This window comes from Streptomyces sp. NPDC088254, assembly GCF_044740925.1.
Classification (GTDB): Bacteria; Actinomycetota; Actinomycetes; order Streptomycetales; family Streptomycetaceae; genus Streptomyces.
Genome location: NZ_JBIURQ010000017.1, coordinates 42,720 through 61,506, shown reverse-complemented (window position 1 = coordinate 61,506; position 18,787 = coordinate 42,720). Strand labels below are relative to the sequence as shown.

Genomic DNA, 18,787 nt, shown 5'->3' with positions numbered 1-18,787 from the left:
TCGATCTGCGGCTCAGCCGCGTGGGCGACCAGCCACAGCGATCCCGCACGCGCACGACGGCCCGCAGATCCCCGCCGAACAGCCCGCGTAGCTACTTCGCGCGGTCGAAGTCGATCGCCGAGTACGCCCGCAGCTTGCTCAGCCGGTGCTCGGAGTCGATCCGCCGGACCGTGCCCGACTTGGAGCGCATCACGATCGAGTCGGTCGTGGCCGTCTCCGCCCGGTACCGCACCCCACGCAGCAGCTCACCGTCGGTGATGCCGGTGGCGACGAAGAACACGTTCTCGCCCTGGACGAGGTCCTCGGTCGTCAGCACCCGGTCCAGGTCGTGCCCGGCGTCGACCGCCCGCTGCCGCTCCTCGTCGTCCTTGGGCCACAGCTTGCCCTGGATGGTGCCGCCCAGGCACTTCACGGCACAGGCCGAGATGATGCCCTCGGGCGTCCCGCCCACGCCGAGCAGCAGGTCGATGCCGGTGCCCTCGCGCAGCGCCAGGATGGAGCCGGCCACATCACCGTCGGAGATCAGCTTGATGCGGGCCCCGGTCGCCCGGATCTCCTCTATGAGGCCCTGGTGCCGCGGCCGGTCCAGGATGACGACGGTGACGTCCTCGGGCGTGCCCCGCTTGGCCTTCGCGACCCGGCGGATGTTCACCGAGACCGGCGCGTCGATGTCCACGAAGTCGGCGGCCTCGGGGCCGGTGACCAGCTTGTCCATGTAGAACACGGCGGACGGGTCGAACATGGCCCCGCGCTCGGTGGCGGCGAGGACGGCGATCGCGTTCGGCATGCCCTTGGCCGTCAGCGTGGTGCCGTCGATCGGGTCGACGGCGATGTCCACCTCGGGCCCGGTTCCGTCACCGACGCGCTCGCCGTTGAAGAGCATCGGCGCCTCGTCCTTCTCGCCCTCGCCGATGACGACCACGCCGTTCATCGACACCGTGGAGACGAGGGTCCGCATGGCGCGTACCGCGGCGCCGTCGGCGCCGTTCTTGTCGCCGCGCCCCACCCAGCGGCCCGCGGCCATCGCGGCTGCCTCGGTCACGCGGACCAGTTCGAGGGCGAGGTTGCGGTCGGGCGCCTCGGAGGGAACGTCCAGCTCGGACGGGAGATGATGATGCTCGGTCATCGATCGCACCTTTCTGATACGGCGACGGCCGTATGAGGGTTCGAAGCCTGACTCTATCGCCAGTCCGACAAAATGAGCAGGGGACCCCACGGATGAGCGGCCCGGGCACCTGCGACGATAGGGAGCGTGGCAGGTAGGAAAGGCAAGATGCAGACGGTCCGGGACATGGTGCTCTCCCTGGGCCTGATCATGGTCGCCGGCTTGGTGATGTACATGTTCGTCCCGCATGACGACACCCCGCCCGAGACCAAGGCGGTCGACTACCGCGTGGAGCTCCTCACCGCCCGCCGCGCGGCCTCGTACCCGGTCGCGGCGCCCGAGGGGCTGCCAGCGACGTGGAAGGCGACGTCGGTGCGGTTCCGGGGCGACCAGTTCGACGCCTGGCACCTGGGCTTCCACACCCCGGACGGGGAGTACGTGCAGATCGAGCAGTCCACCGAGAAGCGCTCCACGTTCGTCGAGGAGGCGACGCAGGCCGCCCGCCGGACGGACAGGACGGAGCAGCTGGCGGGCCGGACCTGGGTCCGCTACGTCGACGGCCGCTACAACGCGCTGGTGCAGGAAGGCGCGGACGGCTCGACGACGGTGGTGGCCGGCACCGCGTCGTGGGCCCGGCTGACACAGATGGCCCAGGCACTGAAGACGGCGTGAGCGGCCCGGCGCTGAAGCCGGCGAGCGGTCAGGCGGCTCAGGGGCGGACGGCGGCGTGAGCGGCTCCAGTGGCCCGGCGCTGAAGCCGGCGTGAGCGGCCCGGTGGCCCGGCGCTGAAGCCGGCGAGCGGCCGGGCGGCTCGGGCGCCGACGGTGGCGCGAGCTGCCCTATGGCTCAGGCGCAGATGACGGCGTGAGTGTGCGGCGGCCGAGGCGTGCCGCCCCGGATGTGACGCAGGCCCCCGGCGATCATCGCCGGGGGCCTGCGTCATGCGGTTGCCGCTCAGACGGTGGTGACCACGTCGTCGTAGGCCAGGCGCGGGGAGCGCGGGTAGGACGCGTTCTCGGCAGGCTTGCCGATGTTGACGACCATCAGCGGGGTGTGGTCGTCGTCCAGGAACTCCTTGCGGACGCCCTCGAAGTCGAAGCCGGTCATCGGGCCGGCGGCGAGACCCGCGGCGCGGACGCCGACGATGAAGTACGCGGCCTGGAGGGCGGCGTTCACCGTGGCGGAGCCCTCGCGGGCGGTGCGCTCGGCGAAGAAGAGGTCCTTGGCCTGCGGGAACGCCGGGAACAGGGTCGGCAGCTCCTCGTGGAACTCGTTGTCGGCGGAGAGGATCGCCACCAGCGGCGCGGCGGCGGTCTTGGCCTGGTTGCCCTCGGCCATGTGCTGCACCAGGCGCTCGCGGGCCTCGGGGGAGCGGACCAGGGTGATGCGCAGCGGGGTCTGGTTGAAGGCGGTCGGGCCGTACTTGACCAGGTCGTAGATCGCCTGCACCTGCTCGTCGGTGACCTGCTCGTCGGTGAACGCGTTCGCGGTGCGGGCCTCGCGGAACAGCAGGTCCTGGGCGGCGGGGTCAAGAACGAAAGACATGCGGGAACTTCCTCCAATGCGCGTCCCGGTCCGGCGGCGCCGGACCGGCTGACAGGAAGACCGTACGCCAAAGAAGTTCAACGTTCAACAAGGCGGGGATGTGAGAGGTATGACGTGATCCACCTCACGGAGTGCTGGTGTGCGCGTGAGGCGTCACGGGCCACCCGGAGCCTCACGCGCACCTCTTCGCGCGCCCCCGTCAGGCGTCCCCGGAGGGGCTCCCGTCCCCTTCCTCCGCCTCCTCCTCGGCGAGCGCCGCGTCCAGCCGGGCCCGGGCGCCCTCCAGCCAGCGCCGGCACACCTTGGCCAGCTCCTCCCCGCGCTCCCACAGGGCGAGGGACTCCTCCAGCGTCGTGCCCCCCGCCTCCAGGCGGCGCACCACCTCGATCAGCTCGTCGCGCGCCTGCTCGTATCCGAGCGCCTCGTCCGTCCTGCTCGTCATGCGTCCGATCCCTGCTCGTCGACAATCACCATGAACTCGCCCTCGGCGACCCGCGCCCGCAGCGGCTCCGCCGCCGCCACCTCCTCCGGCCCCCGGACCACATGCCCGTCGGCCTTCTGCAGCACGGCGTACCCCCGTTTCAGCGTCGCGGCGGGGGACAGCGCCACCACGCGCGCGTGCGTGTGCGTCAGCTCGGAGTCGGCGCGGTCCAGGAGGTGCCCCAGCGTGCGCCGCGACCGGTCGGTGAGCGAGGTGACGTGGTCCGCCCGCTCCTCGATCATCCGGTGCGGATCCTGCATCACGGGCCGCGCCAGCGCATGGGCGAGCCCACGCTCCTCCCGCTCCACGAGCGCCTCAACACACCGCCGCGCCCGGCCGAGCAGCATCCGCACCCGCTCCAGCTCCTCGCCCACGTCCGGCACGACCTTCTTCGCCGCGTCGGTCGGCGTCGAGGCACGCAGGTCCGCCACATGGTCCAGCAGCGGATTGTCGGGCTCGTGCCCGATCGCCGACACCACCGGAGTACGGCAGGCCGCGACCGCCCGGACCAACTGCTCGTCGGAGAACGGCAGCAGGTCCTCCACGCTCCCGCCGCCCCGCGCGACGATGATCACGTCCACGTCGGCCATGGCGTCCAGCTCCTTCACCGCCTGCACGACCTGCGGCACCGCGTGCACCCCCTGCACCGCGACGTTGCGCACCTCGAAGCGGACGGCGGGCCAGCGGTGCCGGGCGTTCTCCAGCACGTCCCGCTCGGCGGCCGAGGCCCGCCCGCAGACCAGCCCGATCAGCTGCGGCAGGAACGGCAGTGGCTTCTTGCGCTCCCGGGCGAACAGCCCCTCCGCCCCCAGCGACTTCTTCAGCTGTTCGAGCCGCGCCAGCAGCTCCCCGACGCCCACCGGCCGGATCTCGACCGCCCGCAGCGACAGCTGACCACGCGGCGCGTACCACTCCGGCTTGGCGTGGACGACGACCCGCGCGCCCTCCCCGACGACGTCCGCGACGGCGTCGAACGCCTGCCGGAAGCAGGTCACGCTCACGGAGACGTCGTACGACGGATCCCGCAGGGTGAGGAACACGACGCCCGCGCCCGGACGCCGCGACAACTGGGTGATCTGCCCCTCGACCCACACCGCGCCGAGCCGGTCGATCCACCTCCCGATGAGCCGGGACACCTCGCCGACCGGCAGCGGGGAGTCCGCGGACGTGTTGACAGCCATGCGGCGAGGGTAGTGGCCGCGACTGACATTTCAGCCCGTCCGGTGTTCGAGGCCGAGGCCCGTCAGGGCCGGAGCGAGGGCCTGGGGGCGGCAGCCCCCGGCCGCGATCGGTGGCCGGCACCCGGCCTTACGATGGACCACATGACTGCTTCGCCTGGCCGCCGTGTCCTGCTCGCCGCCCCGAGGGGCTACTGCGCCGGTGTGGACCGCGCCGTGATCGCCGTCGAGAAAGCCCTGGAACAGTACGGCGCCCCCGTCTACGTCCGCCACGAGATCGTCCACAACAAGTACGTCGTGCAGACCCTGGAGAAGAAGGGCGCGATCTTCGTCGAGCGGACGGAGGAGGTGCCCCCGGGCAACATCGTCATGTTCTCCGCCCACGGCGTGGCCCCCGTCGTCCACGAGGAGGCCCGGCGCGGCCGCCTCGCCACCATCGACGCCACCTGCCCGCTGGTCACCAAGGTCCACAAGGAAGCCGTCCGCTTCGCCGACGACGACTACGACATCCTGCTGATCGGCCACGAGGGCCACGAGGAGGTCATCGGCACCTCCGGCGAGGCCCCTGACCACATCCAGCTCGTCGACGGCCCCGGCGACGTCGCGGGCGTCGAGGTCCGCGACCCCTCCAAGGTCGTCTGGCTGTCCCAGACCACGCTGAGCGTGGACGAGACCATGGAGACGGTGGACGCGCTCAAGGAGAAGTTCCCGCAGCTCATCTCCCCGCCGAGCGACGACATCTGCTACGCCACGCAGAACCGTCAGCTCGCGGTGAAGCAGATGGGCGCCGAGGCGGAGCTGGTCATCGTCGTCGGCTCGCGCAACTCCTCCAACTCCAAGCGGCTCGTCGAGGTCGCCAAGCTGGCCGGTGCGCGCGAGGCCTTCCTGGTGGACTTCGCGAGCGAGATCGAGGAGGCCTGGCTGGAGGGCGTGACCACGGTCGGCGTCACCTCCGGCGCGTCCGTCCCCGAGGTCCTCGTCGAGGAGGTCCTCGCCTGGCTCGCCGAGCGTGGCTACGGGGACGTGGAACTGGTCAAGGCCGCCGACGAGCACATCACCTTCTCGCTGCCCAAGGAACTCCGCCGCGACCTGCGCGATGAGGCGGCGGCACTGGTCGCCCAGCGCGGCGGCAGCGGTGCGGCGGGAGCGGACTCCCCGGCACCCGCTGAGTGACTGTCAGTCGGCCGTCGTAACGTGGAGCCATGCAGATCTTCGGCGTGGACATCGGCGGATCCGGAATCAAGGGCGCCCCGGTGGACCTGGACAGGGGCGACCTGGCGGAGGAGCGCTTCAAGGTGCTCACCCCGCACCCGGCGACGCCCGACGGCGTGGCCGACGGCGTGAAGCAGGTCGTCGAGCACTACGGCTGGACGGGCCCGGTCGGCCTTACCTTCCCGGGTGTGGTCACCGGTGGATCCCACGTTCGCACGGCGGCCAACGTGGACAAGAACTGGATCGACACGGACGCGCGGGCCCTCTTCAGCGAGCGGCTCGGCGGCCTGCCGGTCACAGTGGTCAACGACGCGGACGCGGCGGGCGTCGCCGAGATCGCCTTCGGTGCCGGCCGCGACCGCAGCGGCACCGTGATCCTGCTGACCTTCGGCACGGGCATCGGCAGCGCCGTCTTCGTGGACGGCGTCCTCGTCCCCAACACCGAGCTGGGCCACCTCGAACTGAAGGGCCACGACGCGGAGAAGCGCGCCTCCAGCAAGGCCAAGGAGGACAACGACCTGACGTGGGAGCACTGGGCCCACCGCGTGCAGAAGTACCTGGCGCACGTCGAGATGCTGTTCTCGCCGGAACTCTTCATCATCGGCGGCGGCGTCAGCCGCAAGTCGGAGAAGTTCCTGCACTACATCGAGGGCATCGAGGCGGAGATCGTCCCGGCGCAGCTGCAGAACAACGCGGGGATCGTGGGCGCGGCGATGCACGCGGCCAAGCAGGCGTAACAGTGCGGGGCGGGCGTTTCCCCGCCCGCCCCGCCTCCCCCTTCGGCCTACCGCACGGCGCTTACCGCCTGCCGCCGCCCCGCACAGCCCTCTCCCGCAGGGCGGCCCTGCGGCGGCGGGCCATCCGTGCCAGGCCCCGGCCCAGCGCCACCAGCCCCGCCACCAGCGTCCCGCTGTACAGCCAGCCGACCTGCGTGCCCAGGGCGGTGAACAGACTCATCAGCCGATGCCCGATCCCGTCCCCCGCCTCGGTCATCGGAAGCAGCCCCAGCGTGTAGGCGATCGGTACGACGACCGGCGCCGCCACCAGCTCCGTCCCGCTCACCCAGAGGCCGGCCAGCACACAGAGGGGCAGGAACAGCGCGCCGTACACCGTCGGCGAGGCCCCGAACAGCAGCTCGTCGAGCCACCCCAGCGCGAGTGCCGTCCCCCCGAAGAGGAGCCCGGCCCCGAGCCCGGTGAGCCGGGGGTTCGGCAGACGCCGTACGGGCGACGCGGCGGGCGGAGCGGCCGGCGCGGGCCTGGCGCCGCCGAGCGGCCGCCGACGGACGGCGTCGTAGCCGCGTCCGGCCGGCCCGCCGCCCCGCACGGGCCGCCCGGCGCCCCCCGGGCCCTTGTCTCTCCCCCCGCCCCGGCCTCCACCACCACTGCCCCCGTTCCGCCCCACCTGCGGCGGGACTGGTGGGGTGCGGCCTCGCGGGGTGCTCTGCCGTGGGCGCGTCCTGTGGTGCTCCATCGGACCAACTTAGGTCGGTTAATGTGCCGAATCGGGCCCGGGACACGCCGGGGGACGGGCCCCGGGACTGCGTTCGAGAGGCCAGCGGGGCCGGTCCTGGGCACGCCGTAAACTGGTGGATCGGCCAGCCCGCTGGCCCCTGGCCGTCTGGCCCCCTGGCCCTCTGACTACGGGAAGTCGCAACGTGTCGCTCACGATCGGAATCGTCGGTCTGCCGAATGTCGGCAAGTCGACCCTGTTCAACGCCCTGACCAAGAACGACGTGCTCGCGGCCAACTACCCGTTCGCCACGATCGAGCCCAACGTCGGTGTGGTCGGCGTCCCCGACCCCCGCCTGGCCAAGCTGGCGGAGATCTTCAGCTCGCAGCGGGTCCTCCCGGCGACCGTCGACTTCGTGGACATCGCCGGCATCGTGCGCGGCGCGAGCGAGGGCGAGGGCCTCGGCAACAAGTTCCTCGCGAACATCCGCGAGTCGGACGCGATCTGCCAGGTCATCCGCGCCTTCAAGGACGAGAACGTCGTCCACGTCGACGGCAAGGTCTCGCCGAAGGACGACATCGAGACGATCAACACCGAGCTGATCCTCGCCGACCTCCAGACGATCGAGAAGGTCCTGCCGCGTCTCCAGAAGGAGTCGCGCATCAAGAAGGACATCGCCCCGAAGGTGAAGGCGGTCGAGGAGGCGAAGGAGATCCTGGAGAAGGGCGACACGCTCTTCGCGCACGGCATCGTCCAGGGCACCGAGCGCAACGAGCTCCTCCACGACCTGCACCTCCTCACCACCAAGCCGTTCCTCTACGTCTTCAACGTCGACGAGGACGAACTGGTGGACGAAGACTTCAAGAACGAGCAGCGGGCCCTGGTCGCCCCGGCCGAGGCGATCTTCCTGAACGCCAAGCTGGAGGCGGACCTCGCCGAGCTCGACGAGGCCGACGCCATGGAGCTGCTGGAGTCGGTCGGCGCGGAGGAGCCGGGCCTGGCGACTCTGGCGAGGGTCGGCTTCAACACCCTCGGCCTCCAGACCTACCTCACGGCCGGCCCCAAGGAGTCCCGCGCCTGGACCATCAAGAAGGGCGCGACGGCCCCCGAGGCCGCCGGAGTGATCCACACCGACTTCCAGAAGGGCTTCATCAAGGCGGAGGTCATCTCCTTCGCCGACCTGGTGGAGACGGGTTCGGTCGCGGAGGCCCGCGCGAAGGGCAAGGCCCGCATGGAGGGCAAGGAGTACGTCATGCAGGACGGGGATGTGGTGGAGTTCCGCTTCAATGTCTAGCGGGTGACTTAGCACCACTTCGCTGATCTGGCAAATGCGCAGGTCAAATGGGGTCTGGCTCTTCGGGGTCAGGCCCCTTGATTTTTACCGTGCTGGATAGGTGCTGGATTTTCTGACCTCTCGTCACCTGTCATCACCCCTGCTCATCCCTACCGTGCTGGATCCGTGCTGGACGCGGACAACATGGGTGGACGCCTCGGGGTGTGTGGATACCTCGGGCGTCGATGCTGTGCGCGCGAGGTGCTGAGCCAGTTCCGCGGGGTCCGGTTGGTCTGCCCTGCTGCGGGCCTCGGCCGCATCCGGCGACCCAGTAGCCTCGGCGGCGTGATGAGCCATGCCCGCGGGGCCGGTATCGCCCGGATGGGAACCCAGTCGGTACTCGTCGTCCTGTTCGACGGCGTTCAGCCCCTCGACGTGGCGGGGCCTGTGGACGTGTTCTCGGTGGCGGCACGCTTCGCCGGAAGCACCGACACGCCTCCGTATGTCGTTCGTACGGCCTCACTCGGAGGCGAGGCCGTGCGGTCCGCGGGTGGCCTGCGGCTGGTTCCTGATCTCGATCTGGCCGACGCCGAGGATCCCGACCTCCTTCTCGTGCCGGGCGGGCCGGGCGTGGGGGACGTCGACAGCCGGCTCGTGGCGTGGCTTCGAGGGCGCGCTCCGCACGTGAGACGTGTGATGTCGGTGTGCACCGGGGCGTATCTCCTGGCTCTTGCCGGGCTGCTCGACGGCCGTCGGGCGACGACCCACTGGGATTCCTGTGACTACCTCGCGAACAGGTTTCCCCAGGTGCTGGTCGACCCGGTCCCGATCTTTGTCCGGGACGGCCCGATCTCCACGTCGGCGGGAGTGACGGCCGGCGTGGACCTCGCCATGGCCCTGGTCGAGGAGGACTACGGCCGCGCGGTGGCACACGAGATCGCGCGGCTGCTGGTGGTCTACGTGCGTCGGCCGGGCAACCAGGCGCAGTTCAGCGTGCAGCTCTCGGCGCAGGTTGCGCGTTCGGATCCGCTGCGTGAGGTCCAGTACTGGGCCGCCGCCCATCTGGCATCCGATCTGTCGGTTCCTGCGCTGGCGCAGCGTGCCGGGCTGTCTCCCCGTCAGTTCGCCCGTGCGTTCGGCGAGCAGGTCGGGATGACCCCGGGCCGCTATGTGGATCTCCTCCGCCTGGAGGCCGCGCAGCGCCTGCTGACGGACACTCGCGACGGCGTGGTGCGTATCGCGCGCGCTTGCGGATACGGGACGGCGGAGGCGATGCGTCTCGCCTTCATGCGGGAACTCGACGTCTCGCCGACGGAGTACCGCAGTAGGTTCGCGAAGCCGTCGACGCTCGACACCATTCCTCGGTAGGACGGCGTCCTGCTTCGCGTCCTCCCGGTCCGCGGAATGGCAGATTTCTTGGGCAGTGTGACATCGACGACGTGGTGGAACGCTCATACGCTCTGTGAGCAGGCCGAGTTGGTGCGAACGCGCGCCCTGGATGTGCCTGTGAATTCCTGAAAGCAGATGTGTAGATGCCTTTGACGTCCGTCTCTTCCATGCGGCCCAAAGTGAAGCGATGTGCCGTCGTGATGTTCACCGCCGCATTGACTTTTCCGGTCACGGGATGCGGCTCCGACGACTCGTCGGGGTCCGGTTCGGGTGGTTCGGCTGCCGCGGAGAAAAGCGTCGCGCCGACCAGAACGTCGTATCCATTGACGTTGGAGAACTGCGGCCAGAAGGTGACGTTCGACGCGCCGCCCAAGCGTGTCCTGATCATGAATGGCGCGTCCGTCGGAGAGGTTGAGACGTACGTTCTTCTCGGCCTTCAGAGCCATGTACTCGCGAACGCGCAACGCGTCACCATTTCCGATGACCCGAAGATGGTCGCCGAAGTCGCGAAACTACCGACCCGGGGCGTCGAGTGGAACAAGAATTTCGATGTTCCCGCCGAGCAGGTGCTCGACCTCAAGCCCGACCTCGTGGTGTCGACGTGGAGCGGCGGGTTCAACGCCAAGAGCGGATTCGCCACCAGGGAACAGTTGGCGAAGGTCGGCATCAAGTCGTACGTCAACCCGGTCGACTGCGCGTACGGCGCGACGAATCCCTCGGCCGAGGATCAGGCCGTCTACGACCGGCAGTCGATCGCGTCGACGTTTGAATTCATCAGGCAGACCGGGGTCATCTTCGACGAGCAGCAAAAGGCCGCGGACCTCGTCGCCGAGCTCGAAGGCCGGATTTCGGCTGTCAAGGATCGCGTCAAGGGCGAGCATCGCAAAAAGGTGCTGTTGGCGTATCCCGGTATGGCGATGATGAGCGCCAACAACCTGCCGGCCGTGTTCTCCGGGGGTGTCTACGACGACATCATCGAGGCGGCGGGCGGCGAGAACGCCTTCCCGAGCGACAAGCCGAATCCGGAGCTGACCTCGAACCTGAGTGCCGAGGCGCTGGCGTCCGCCGATGTCGATGTGCTCGTGATCGGACTGTCCGATCCCTCCGAGAAGAGCAAGGTGAAGCAGTTCGCCGACCAGCTGTTCAAGAAGTATCCGCAGTGGGCGGCGTCGAGGACGAAGACGTACACCAGCGTCTCGGACGGCGCGTTCATCGGGCCGACGAACGCGAACGCCGTGGAGAAGATCGCCGATGCGGCGCACCCTCAGTAGGCCCGCCGTACCGACGCGCGGTCCCCACCTGGTGACGGGCCGCGCGACCGTACTCCTGTACGGCGCGCTCGCCGTGGCGCTCGCGGCGGCCGTCACCGCCGGAGTCTCCATGGGGACTGTCACCATCCCCGCCCGTGAGGTGTGGACCGTGATCCTGCGCCACATCACGGGTGACACCGGCGGTCTGAACCCGCTCCAGGACCAGATCGTCTGGGAGCTGCGGCTGCCGCGCGTTCTCGTGGCCGCGGCGGTCGGTGCGAGCCTGAGTGTCATCGGGGTCGGGCTGCAGGCGCTGGTCCGCAATCCGCTCGCCGATCCCTACATGCTGGGGATCACTCCCGGCGCGTCGCTCGGAGCGGTACTCGTGCTTGCGGTCGGCTCGGCGGCGTTGAACGGGCTGGGAGTGACGGGCGGCGCCTTCGTCGCGGCGGTGCTCACCATGGCCGCGGTATTCCTGATCGCCCAGCGGAGCGGCCGGCTCACCGACACGCGACTGATCCTGGCCGGAGTCGCCGTGGGCTATCTCGCGGTCGCGGCCACGAGCTTCGTGCAGTTGCAGACGAACCCGAACCAGCTTGCCGGCATCATGTTCTGGCTCATGGGCAGCCTCGCCGGGGCGGCGTGGCCCGACCTTCGCATACCGACCGTCGCGCTCGCGCTTGGCGTCGTCTGGCTGTTCGCCCAGGGGCGCGCCCTCAACGCGCTCATGATCGGCGATGACGCGGCGGCCGGGCTCGGGGTCGACGTGCACCGGGTTCGGCGTCGGCTGCTCGTGGTGACGTCGCTGATGACCGCGACCATCGTCGTGGTCGCTGGCGGGCTCGGATTCGTCGGACTCGTGATCCCCCACATCGCCCGCCTTGTTGTCGGCGCCGAGCACCGGCGTGTCCTGCCGACGTCCATGCTCGTCGGAGCGACCTTCCTGGTCCTCGTCGACCTCGCGAGCCGCACGGTGGCCCGGCCGAACGAGTTGCCGGCTGGCATCTTCACCGCCGGCATCGGCGTGCCCGCACTGCTGTGGCTGCTCCGCCGCAGCAGCCGAGGGGAGGGATCGTGACGCGGCTGGAGTTCGAAGGCGTCAGCATCGACATCGCTTCGACACGGATCGTCTCCGAGGTGTCGTTGCGCGTCGAGCCGGGGGAGATCGTAGGTCTCGTCGGTCCCAACGGCAGCGGGAAGTCCACGCTCCTGCGCAGCGCCTACCGGGTCCTGAGACCCAGCGGCGGGGCGGCGCTCATCGATGGCGAGAGCGTGTGGAACCTGTCCGCGCGGGAGGCGGCACGACGGCGCGCGCTCGTCACCCAGCACACCGTGCTCGGTGCGGAGTTCTCCGTCCGGGAGGTCGTGGCCATGGGCCGGACGCCTCGCAAGGGCATGCTCGAACGGGACGGCGAACGGGACCGCCAGGTCATCGAGCAGGCACTTGAGGACGTACACATGCGCTGGGCGGCCCAGCGGTCGTTCTCGACGCTCTCCGGCGGTGAACAGCAGCGTGTCCTGATCGCCCGTGCGCTCGCGCAGGAAGCGGGGCTGCTGATACTCGACGAGCCGACGAATCACCTCGACGTGCGCGCGCAGTTCGAAGTCCTCGACCTGCTCCGGCAGTTGGGCCTGACGACGCTCACGGCCCTGCACGATCTCGACCACGCGGTCTCCTACTGCGACCGGGTCGCGGTCATTAAGGAAGGCAGGCTCGTGGCGGTGGGCATGCCGACCGAGGTACTGACGCCCGGTCTCGTGCATGACGTGTTCGGGGTGCGTGCGGTGCTCGACACCCACCCGATCACGGGCCGGCCTCGCATCGCGGTCGCGTCCGTCGCCCGTTGCTGAGCGTCCATGTCCACGGCGGTCAGCCGGATGTCCGGTGTCCGTTCGGACCGTTCCGTCACAAAGGCAACCGCCCGCCACCAAGGCAACTGAAGGAGTCCCCTCTATGCAGGTCGCGATCGTTCTCTACCCCGGGTTCACGGCGCTGGACGTCATCGGGCCGTATGAGGTCCTGGGCCGCCTCCCGGACACCGAGGTCGTCTTCGTCGCCGAACAGCCGGGCCTGGTCCGCAACGACCTGGGCAGTCTGTCGGCCGACGTCGTGGCATGTCTCGACGACGTGCCGCGCCCGGACATGGTGATCGTCGGCGGCGGCCCGGGGCAGGCGGAGCAGATGTCCGACGGGGCCCTGCACACATGGCTGCGCACGGTCGACCGGACCGCTGCGTGGACGGCCTCCGTCTGCACGGGCGCCCTGATCCTTGCCGCCGCCGGAGTCCTCGACGGCCGCCGGGCGACCACCCACTGGGGGGCGCTGGAGCATCTCGCCGAGTTCGGCGCGACGCCGACGAACGAACGGGTCGTCATCGACGGTCACTACGCGACTGCGGCAGGCGTCTCGGCGGGCATCGACATGGCTCTGACCCTGGCGGGCCTGATCGCCGACCACGACGTGGCGCAAGCCCTTCAACTCCTCATTGAGTACGCACCGGAGCCGCCCTATCACGCGGGCTCCCCGAACTCAGCTCCGGCGGAGGTCGTCGAGAAGCTGTTCACGCTGTTTCCGTCCGCGTGACCGTGTGAGCCACCGGGGGCCTTCGTGTGGCGCACGCCACATGCTTGTTCCGGAACCCGGGCACCGAAGAGTCCGACTCCTGGACCGGTGCCGCTCGATTCCGCCAGGAGGCCGCAGCGGCGCAGGAGACGGAGAGCGAGGCGCTTGATGGATCGCCCGGGTGGAAGCGGGGCACGGCATGTGGTGCTCATTCCCCTGTTCGACGGGGTCCAGAGCCTGACCGTCTCGGGCCCCGCTGATGTCTTCTCCGCGGCGACCGCGGCTGTCGAGGCGGAGCCGAGTAGGAAGGCGTTCGGCTACGAGGTGCTGACGGCGTCCCGTGGCGGTGCTGCGGTCCGCACGTCCAGCGGGCTCCGAGTCGTGCCGGATGCGGCCTTCGAGGACGTGACCGACGCGGGCACGGTGGTCGTGCCCGGTGCTGAGGGCGTCCCTGCCTTCGACGAGGAGACCGTAGCGGCCATCAGCGTCCTGGTCGGACGGGCGGGGCGGGCCGCGTCTGTGTGCACCGGCGCCTTCCTGCTCGCCGCGACCGGTCTCCTCCACGGCCGCAGGGCGGCCACGCACTGGCAGTTCGCGGAGGAGCTCCAGCGCCGCCATCCGGCCGTCGAGGTCGACGCGCGGGTGACCGTGGTCCGAGACGGGCCCGTCACGACCGCGGGCGGCATCGCGTCCGGCGTCGACCTGGCGCTCGATCTGGTGGAGCAGGATCTGGGCAGGGAGGCCGCCCACGTCGTCGCTCGGAACCTGGTCACCCACGTGCGTAGGCCGGGCGGGCAGGCCCAGTCCGCCGAACTGCATCTCCGGGAGGCGCGGAACGCGTCCCTGCGTGAGGTGCAGCGCATGGTTCTCGCCCACCCGGACGCGGATCTGACGCTGCGTTCCCTGTCCCGGCGCGCGGGTCTGTCCGAGCGGCACCTCTCCCGCCTCTTCCGGGAGCAGACCGGTATGTCGGCGAGGGTGTACGTGGAACGTGCCCGGGTGGCGGTCGCGTCGCGCCTGCTGACCGAGACGCTCCGCAGTATCGAAACCGTCGCGGAGGAGACGGGATTCGGCACCGTCGCCACGATGGGGCATGCCTTTCACCGGGTGCTGGGCATCTCACCGCTCGACTACCGGGAGCGGTTCTCTTGATGGCGACTGCCTTCCGGCGCGCATGTGATGCGAGTCACGATTAGGTGTCGGAACTCGATGCTCCGTCAGCTCGACTACTGGAGCGGTACGGCTACGACTGCCATCTTCTCCAAGACGGTTCGACGCGACCAGGAAAGGCCGGGCATGGCCGATATTCCGTTGTCACCCCGCCCCGTCGGCGGGACCCTCCGCAGAGTGCTGCCCCCTCCCGCGCTCTGCGGCTTCCTGCTCCTTCTCGTCCTGGTGTTCTCGGTGTCCTACGCCGTCGGATCGGCGGCGGGCCCGGTGGCGCCCGGCATCCAGGGCACCGGGGGAACAGGGGGAAGTGGCGGGGGCGGCGACGGCGACGGCGGTGATGGCGGTGACGGCGGCATGGACGACATGCCGGGCATGGGGCACGGGAGTGGTGAGTGATGGCGGCCGAACCGACGGCGAGCCTGGTGGTCACGGACATCACCGTGGGCGGGATGACCTGTGCGGCCTGCGTCCGCCGGGTGGAGAAGAAGCTCGGCAAGCTTGAGGGCGTCACGGCCACGGTGAACCTGGCCACGGGACTGGCTCGCGTCAGTCATCCGGCGGCTGTGGCGCCCGAGGAACTGGTGACCGCGGTCGAGCAGGCCGGGTACGAGGCGGCTCTGCCCGCGCCGCCCGAGGACCAGGAGGTACCCGAGGGCGCCGACGGGGCGGATGCCGACGGGGCGGCCCGTCGCGAGCGGGAGCGGCTCCTGATCACCGCTTTGCTCGCGGTGCCGGTTCTGGTGCTGTCGATGGTGCCGGCGCTCCAGTTCCGCAACTGGCAGTGGCTGTGCTTCGTGCTGGCCGCCCCGGTGGCGGTGTGGAGCGCGTGGCCCTTCCACATCCGGGCGCTGCGGGGGCTGCGGCACTCCACGGCCACCATGGACACCCTGGTCTCGTTGGGGGTCGTGGCGTCGTTCTCCTGGTCGGTGTACGCGCTGTTCCTGGGCGGGGCGGGCGAGCCCGGGATGCGGATGTCGTTCAGCCTGGTGCCGTCCGCGTCGGAGGGTATGGCGCACCTGTATCTCGAAGCCGCGGTGAGCGTGCCCCTGTTCGTACTGGCCGGGCGGTTCCTGGAGGGCCGTGCCCGGCGGGGGACCGGTGCGGCACTGCGGTCGCTGGCGGAGCTGGCGGCCAAGAAGGTGTCGGTGCGCGACGGGAACGGCGAGCGGTCGGTCCCCATCGAGCAGCTGCGGCTGGGGCAGGTCTTCGTCGTGCGCCCCGGTGAGCGGGTCGCCACCGACGGCCGGGTCACGGAAGGCAGTTCGGCGGTGGACCTGTCCCTGGTCACCGGCGAGAGCGAACCCGTCGAGGTGAGCCCGGGATCGGCGCTGGTCGGCGGCGCCGTCAACGCGGGCGGGCTGCTGCTCGTCGAGGCCACGGCGGTCGGCGCGGACACCCAGCTGGCCCGGATCACCCGCCTGGTCACGGAGGCACAGGCCGGCAAGGCGCGGGCACAGCGGCTGGCCGACGCGGTCGCCGGAGTGTTCGTACCCGTCGTGCTGGCGATCGCGGTGACCGTCCTCGGCTTCTGGCTCGGCGCCGGAGCCGACCCGCAGGCGGCGCTCACCGCCTGTGTGGCCGTACTCGTGGTGGCCTGTCCCTGTGCGCTGGGCCTCGCGACCCCGACCGCCCTGATGGCGGCCACCGGCCGCGGTGCCCAGCTGGGCGTGCTGGTGAGCGGTCCGCAGACGCTGGAGGCCCTGCAGCACGTGGACACCGTCGTCCTGGACAAGACCGGCACTCTGACCACCGGCCATATGACGGTCGCCAAGGTCACCGCGCTGCCGGGCGCGCTCAGCGAGGCGGAGGCGGTGCGGCTGGCCGGGGCGGTGGAGCAGGGCTCCGAGCATCCGATCGGGCGGGCGGTCACCGCGTACGCGCGCCGCAAGGAAGCGGACGAACCGCTGCCGGACGTGACGGACTTCGCCGCGGTCCCGGGATTCGGAGTCAGCGGCCGTGTGGACGACCGTACGGTCGAGGTGGGCGCGCCCGACGGCAGGCTGCCGCGCGCGCTGGCCAAGGCGCTGGCCGCCGCGGAGGAGGCCGCGCACACACCGGTCCTGGTGAAGGTCGACGGCCGGGCCAAAGCGCTCATCGCCGTCGGCGACCTGGTGCGCCCCGGCAGCTACCGGGCCGTGGACCGGTTGCGGCGGCTCGGTATCCGCCCGGTGCTGGCCACCGGCGACCGCAGGGCACCCGCCGAGGCCGTCGCCGGAGCCCTCGGCATCGACGAGGTGCACGCCCGCTGCACCCCCGACGACAAGGCCGCCCTCGTACAACAGCTGAAGGAGGAGGGCTACCGGGTCGCGGTGGTCGGCGACGGCGTGAACGACGCCGCCGCGCTCGCCGCCGCCGACCTGGGCATCGCCATGGGCAGCGGCACCGACGTGGCCATCGGCGCGGCCGACCTCACCCTCGCGCGCGGCGACATCGAGGCGCTCGTCGACGCGGTCCGGCTCGCCCGGCGCACGCTGGGCACGATCCGGGCCAACCTGGCCTGGGCGTTCGGCTACAACGTCGTCACCGTGCCCCTCGCCATGGTCGGTCTGCTCGATCCCATGTTCGCCGCCGCCGCCATGTCGTTGAGTTCCGTGCTGGTGGTCGCCAACAGCCTGCGGCTGCGCAGCTGGCAGCCGTCCGTCGCCCGCGGCCGGAGCGGCGGCGGGGCGCGCGGCGCGAGGGCCGGTGCCCGATGAAGCGGGTCATGGACCCCCGACGGCTGCGGGACACCGCGCTTGCCGCCCTGGTGCCCGTTGCCGCGTGCAGCGTCGCCCTTGCCGGTCTGACCACCTGGATCGGCACCGGACGGGCGGGCAGTCCGGCCCGCATCCAGGTCACCGAGGGGAAGGTGCTGCTGCCGTCCGCCGGAGTCCCGGAGACAGCCGCGTTCTTCCACATAGCCAACACGGGCGGCTCTGCCGACGCACTGGTCAGGATCACGGCACGTGATGTGTCCGGCGAGGTGACGCTCTCCCGGCACCGCATGCGGCAGGGCAACGCGGCCTACCGCTCCCAGATCGACTCCGTCTCCGTCGCCGCGGGCGACACCCTCGCCATGTCGCCGAGCGGCGTGGACCTGACCGTGCCCGTGCCTTCGGCGGGGTGGCGGTCGGGTGACCTCGTGTCGTTCACCCTGGAGTTCCGGCGCAGCGGCCCGGTGAAGTCCCTGGCCGTGGTGGTGCGGCCAGGAGAGGTCTCCTTCCAGTAGTCGTCCGTCGCGGACTCCGAGTTCCCGGCTGCCGGGTGTGAGTTGAGTCACCCCGGTGTCGGTGAGTCGAGGGGTGGGAGTCCGTACGTACCCTCTGACGACGTTCGGATGCCGGGTGCGAGGATGAGCGGGCTATGACTGTCCGAGGGTGGTGCCGCACGACGCGGGCCGGCGTGTTCGCCGCCGTCTGTGTGCTGCTCGCCGCCCTCGGTCACGCCACGATGTCGGCAACTCCCGTGCCCTGGTGGGCCATGGCCGCGGGCGCGGCCGGGACCGGTGCGGCCGGCTGGCTGCTGGCAGGGCGGGAACGCGGCCGGACACTGATCGTCGCGGTCGTGACCGCCGCGCAGGCGGTGCTCCACGAGACGTTCTCCCTGGCGCAGACGCTCGCGTCCGAGTCGGCCGTCCCGCACGCCGGCACTTCCCCGGGCGCGCACTCGATGGACATGGGCTCGACGGGCTCCATGGACATGGGTTCCATGAGCGGTATGGACATGGGGGCCGCCGCGCACTCGATGCACGGCATGAGCGGCCTCGACCACGCGCACGACATGGCCGGCATGAGCGGCACGGCCTCGGTCGGCATGTTCGCCGCCCACCTGCTCGCCGCGACCCTGTGCGGGCTGTGGCTGGCCCACGGCGAGCGAGCCGTCTTCCGCGTCCTGCGGGCGGCGGCGGCCAGGCTGGTGGCCCCTCTGCGGCTGTTGCTGGCCCTGCCCGCACCGCTCGACCGACCGTCCGTGCGCGGGTGCCGCGCTGCCGCGTGTCCGGCTCCCGTACGGCTGCTGCTGTGTTGTTCCCTCACCTTCCGGGGGCCACCCGAGGGCGCCGCTGTCCTCTGAGACAGCCGGATCCACCGGGGCTCACCCCGCCACCCTCCCGCGGCGTCCTCGCGCGCGGCTCGACCGGCGGACTCCTCACCTCGGGGCACCCATGTGCTCCCTGACGGGCCCCGGGCACC

General features: G+C 70.8%; 19 protein-coding genes. 14 read left to right on the top strand and 5 right to left on the bottom strand.

Features of this window, described 5'->3' with window-relative positions; all coding sequences use genetic code 11:
- Positions 1-91: 91 nt before the first annotated feature.
- Positions 92-1,126: a class II fructose-bisphosphatase gene (glpX, locus tag ACIOC0_RS38100; RefSeq protein ID WP_402161308.1), complete on the bottom strand. Its 1,035-nt coding sequence runs from the start codon at positions 1,124-1,126 to the stop codon at positions 92-94.
- Positions 1,127-1,252: 126 nt separating this feature from the next.
- Here glpX and ACIOC0_RS38095 point away from each other — a divergent pair, with 126 nt between their 5' ends.
- Complete coding sequence (locus tag ACIOC0_RS38095; RefSeq protein WP_402161306.1) at positions 1,253-1,777, top strand: DUF4245 domain-containing protein; 525 nt, start codon at positions 1,253-1,255, stop codon at positions 1,775-1,777.
- A gap of 282 nt (positions 1,778-2,059) precedes the next feature.
- Here the strand turns inward: ACIOC0_RS38095 and ACIOC0_RS38090 are convergent, their stop codons facing one another.
- The 3 genes from ACIOC0_RS38090 to xseA all read right to left on the bottom strand — a co-directional run bounded on the left by ACIOC0_RS38090 (position 2,060) and on the right by xseA (position 4,312).
- Positions 2,060-2,650: a malonic semialdehyde reductase gene (locus ACIOC0_RS38090; RefSeq protein ID WP_402161303.1), complete on the bottom strand. Its 591-nt coding sequence runs from the start codon at positions 2,648-2,650 to the stop codon at positions 2,060-2,062.
- A 199-nt stretch (positions 2,651-2,849) separates the two neighbouring features.
- Positions 2,850-3,092, bottom strand: a complete 243-nt coding sequence (locus ACIOC0_RS38085; protein ID WP_402161300.1) for an exodeoxyribonuclease VII small subunit — start codon at positions 3,090-3,092, stop codon at positions 2,850-2,852.
- Positions 3,089-4,312, bottom strand: a complete 1,224-nt coding sequence (gene xseA / locus ACIOC0_RS38080) for an exodeoxyribonuclease VII large subunit (protein ID WP_402161298.1) — start codon at positions 4,310-4,312, stop codon at positions 3,089-3,091. The genes ACIOC0_RS38085 and xseA overlap by 4 nt, the downstream gene beginning before the upstream one ends.
- Before the next feature lie 132 nt (positions 4,313-4,444).
- Between xseA and ACIOC0_RS38075 the strand changes: the two genes are divergently transcribed.
- Positions 4,445-5,482, top strand: a complete 1,038-nt coding sequence (locus tag ACIOC0_RS38075) for a 4-hydroxy-3-methylbut-2-enyl diphosphate reductase (RefSeq protein ID WP_402161296.1) — start codon at positions 4,445-4,447, stop codon at positions 5,480-5,482.
- Positions 5,483-5,511: 29 nt separating this feature from the next.
- Positions 5,512-6,258, top strand: a complete 747-nt coding sequence (ppgK, locus tag ACIOC0_RS38070; RefSeq protein WP_402161293.1) for a polyphosphate--glucose phosphotransferase — start codon at positions 5,512-5,514, stop codon at positions 6,256-6,258.
- Positions 6,259-6,319: 61 nt separating this feature from the next.
- On the opposite strand, the gene ACIOC0_RS38065 is transcribed toward ppgK, so the two are convergent.
- On the bottom strand, positions 6,320-6,847 hold the full coding sequence (locus tag ACIOC0_RS38065; RefSeq protein ID WP_402161290.1) for a DUF6542 domain-containing protein: 528 nt from the start codon (positions 6,845-6,847) through the stop codon (positions 6,320-6,322).
- A 331-nt stretch (positions 6,848-7,178) separates the two neighbouring features.
- On the opposite strand from ACIOC0_RS38065, the gene ychF reads away from it, so the two are divergent.
- The 11 genes from ychF (at position 7,179) to ACIOC0_RS38010 (ending at position 18,668) form a co-directional block, all read left to right on the top strand.
- Complete coding sequence (ychF, locus tag ACIOC0_RS38060) at positions 7,179-8,267, top strand: redox-regulated ATPase YchF (protein WP_130441592.1); 1,089 nt, start codon at positions 7,179-7,181, stop codon at positions 8,265-8,267.
- Positions 8,268-8,627: 360 nt separating this feature from the next.
- Positions 8,628-9,614, top strand: a complete 987-nt coding sequence (locus ACIOC0_RS38055; protein WP_402161496.1) for a GlxA family transcriptional regulator — start codon at positions 8,628-8,630, stop codon at positions 9,612-9,614.
- A 221-nt stretch (positions 9,615-9,835) separates the two neighbouring features.
- The gene (locus ACIOC0_RS38050; protein ID WP_402161493.1) at positions 9,836-10,906 is read left to right on the top strand and encodes an ABC transporter substrate-binding protein; all 1,071 of its coding nucleotides are present in this window, start codon (positions 9,836-9,838) and stop codon (positions 10,904-10,906) included.
- A complete protein-coding gene (locus tag ACIOC0_RS38045) occupies positions 10,887-11,963 on the top strand; it encodes a FecCD family ABC transporter permease (protein ID WP_402161286.1) in 1,077 nt (358 codons plus the stop codon). Before ACIOC0_RS38050 ends, ACIOC0_RS38045 begins: the two co-directional genes overlap by 20 nt.
- Entirely contained in the window at positions 11,960-12,736 is a 777-nt protein-coding gene (locus ACIOC0_RS38040; RefSeq protein ID WP_402161283.1) for an ABC transporter ATP-binding protein, read from the top strand. The genes ACIOC0_RS38045 and ACIOC0_RS38040 overlap by 4 nt, the downstream gene beginning before the upstream one ends.
- 103 nt (positions 12,737-12,839) lie before the next feature.
- Positions 12,840-13,469 (top strand): DJ-1/PfpI family protein, encoded by a 630-nt coding sequence (locus ACIOC0_RS38035; protein ID WP_402161281.1) that lies wholly within the window; start codon positions 12,840-12,842, stop codon positions 13,467-13,469.
- A gap of 180 nt (positions 13,470-13,649) precedes the next feature.
- Positions 13,650-14,600, top strand: coding sequence for a GlxA family transcriptional regulator (locus ACIOC0_RS38030; protein ID WP_402161278.1), 951 nt, complete (start codon positions 13,650-13,652; stop codon positions 14,598-14,600).
- Between the two features lie 144 nt (positions 14,601-14,744).
- A complete protein-coding gene (locus ACIOC0_RS38025; RefSeq protein WP_402161491.1) occupies positions 14,745-15,014 on the top strand; it encodes a hypothetical protein in 270 nt (89 codons plus the stop codon).
- Complete coding sequence (locus ACIOC0_RS38020; RefSeq protein ID WP_402161275.1) at positions 15,014-17,314, top strand: heavy metal translocating P-type ATPase; 2,301 nt, start codon at positions 15,014-15,016, stop codon at positions 17,312-17,314. The genes ACIOC0_RS38025 and ACIOC0_RS38020 overlap by 1 nt, the downstream gene beginning before the upstream one ends.
- Before the next feature lie 8 nt (positions 17,315-17,322).
- Entirely contained in the window at positions 17,323-17,826 is a 504-nt protein-coding gene (locus ACIOC0_RS38015) for a copper chaperone PCu(A)C (RefSeq protein ID WP_402161272.1), read from the top strand.
- Positions 17,827-17,960: 134 nt separating this feature from the next.
- The gene (locus ACIOC0_RS38010) at positions 17,961-18,668 is read left to right on the top strand and encodes a hypothetical protein (protein ID WP_402161269.1); all 708 of its coding nucleotides are present in this window, start codon (positions 17,961-17,963) and stop codon (positions 18,666-18,668) included.
- Positions 18,669-18,787: the final 119 nt, after the last annotated feature.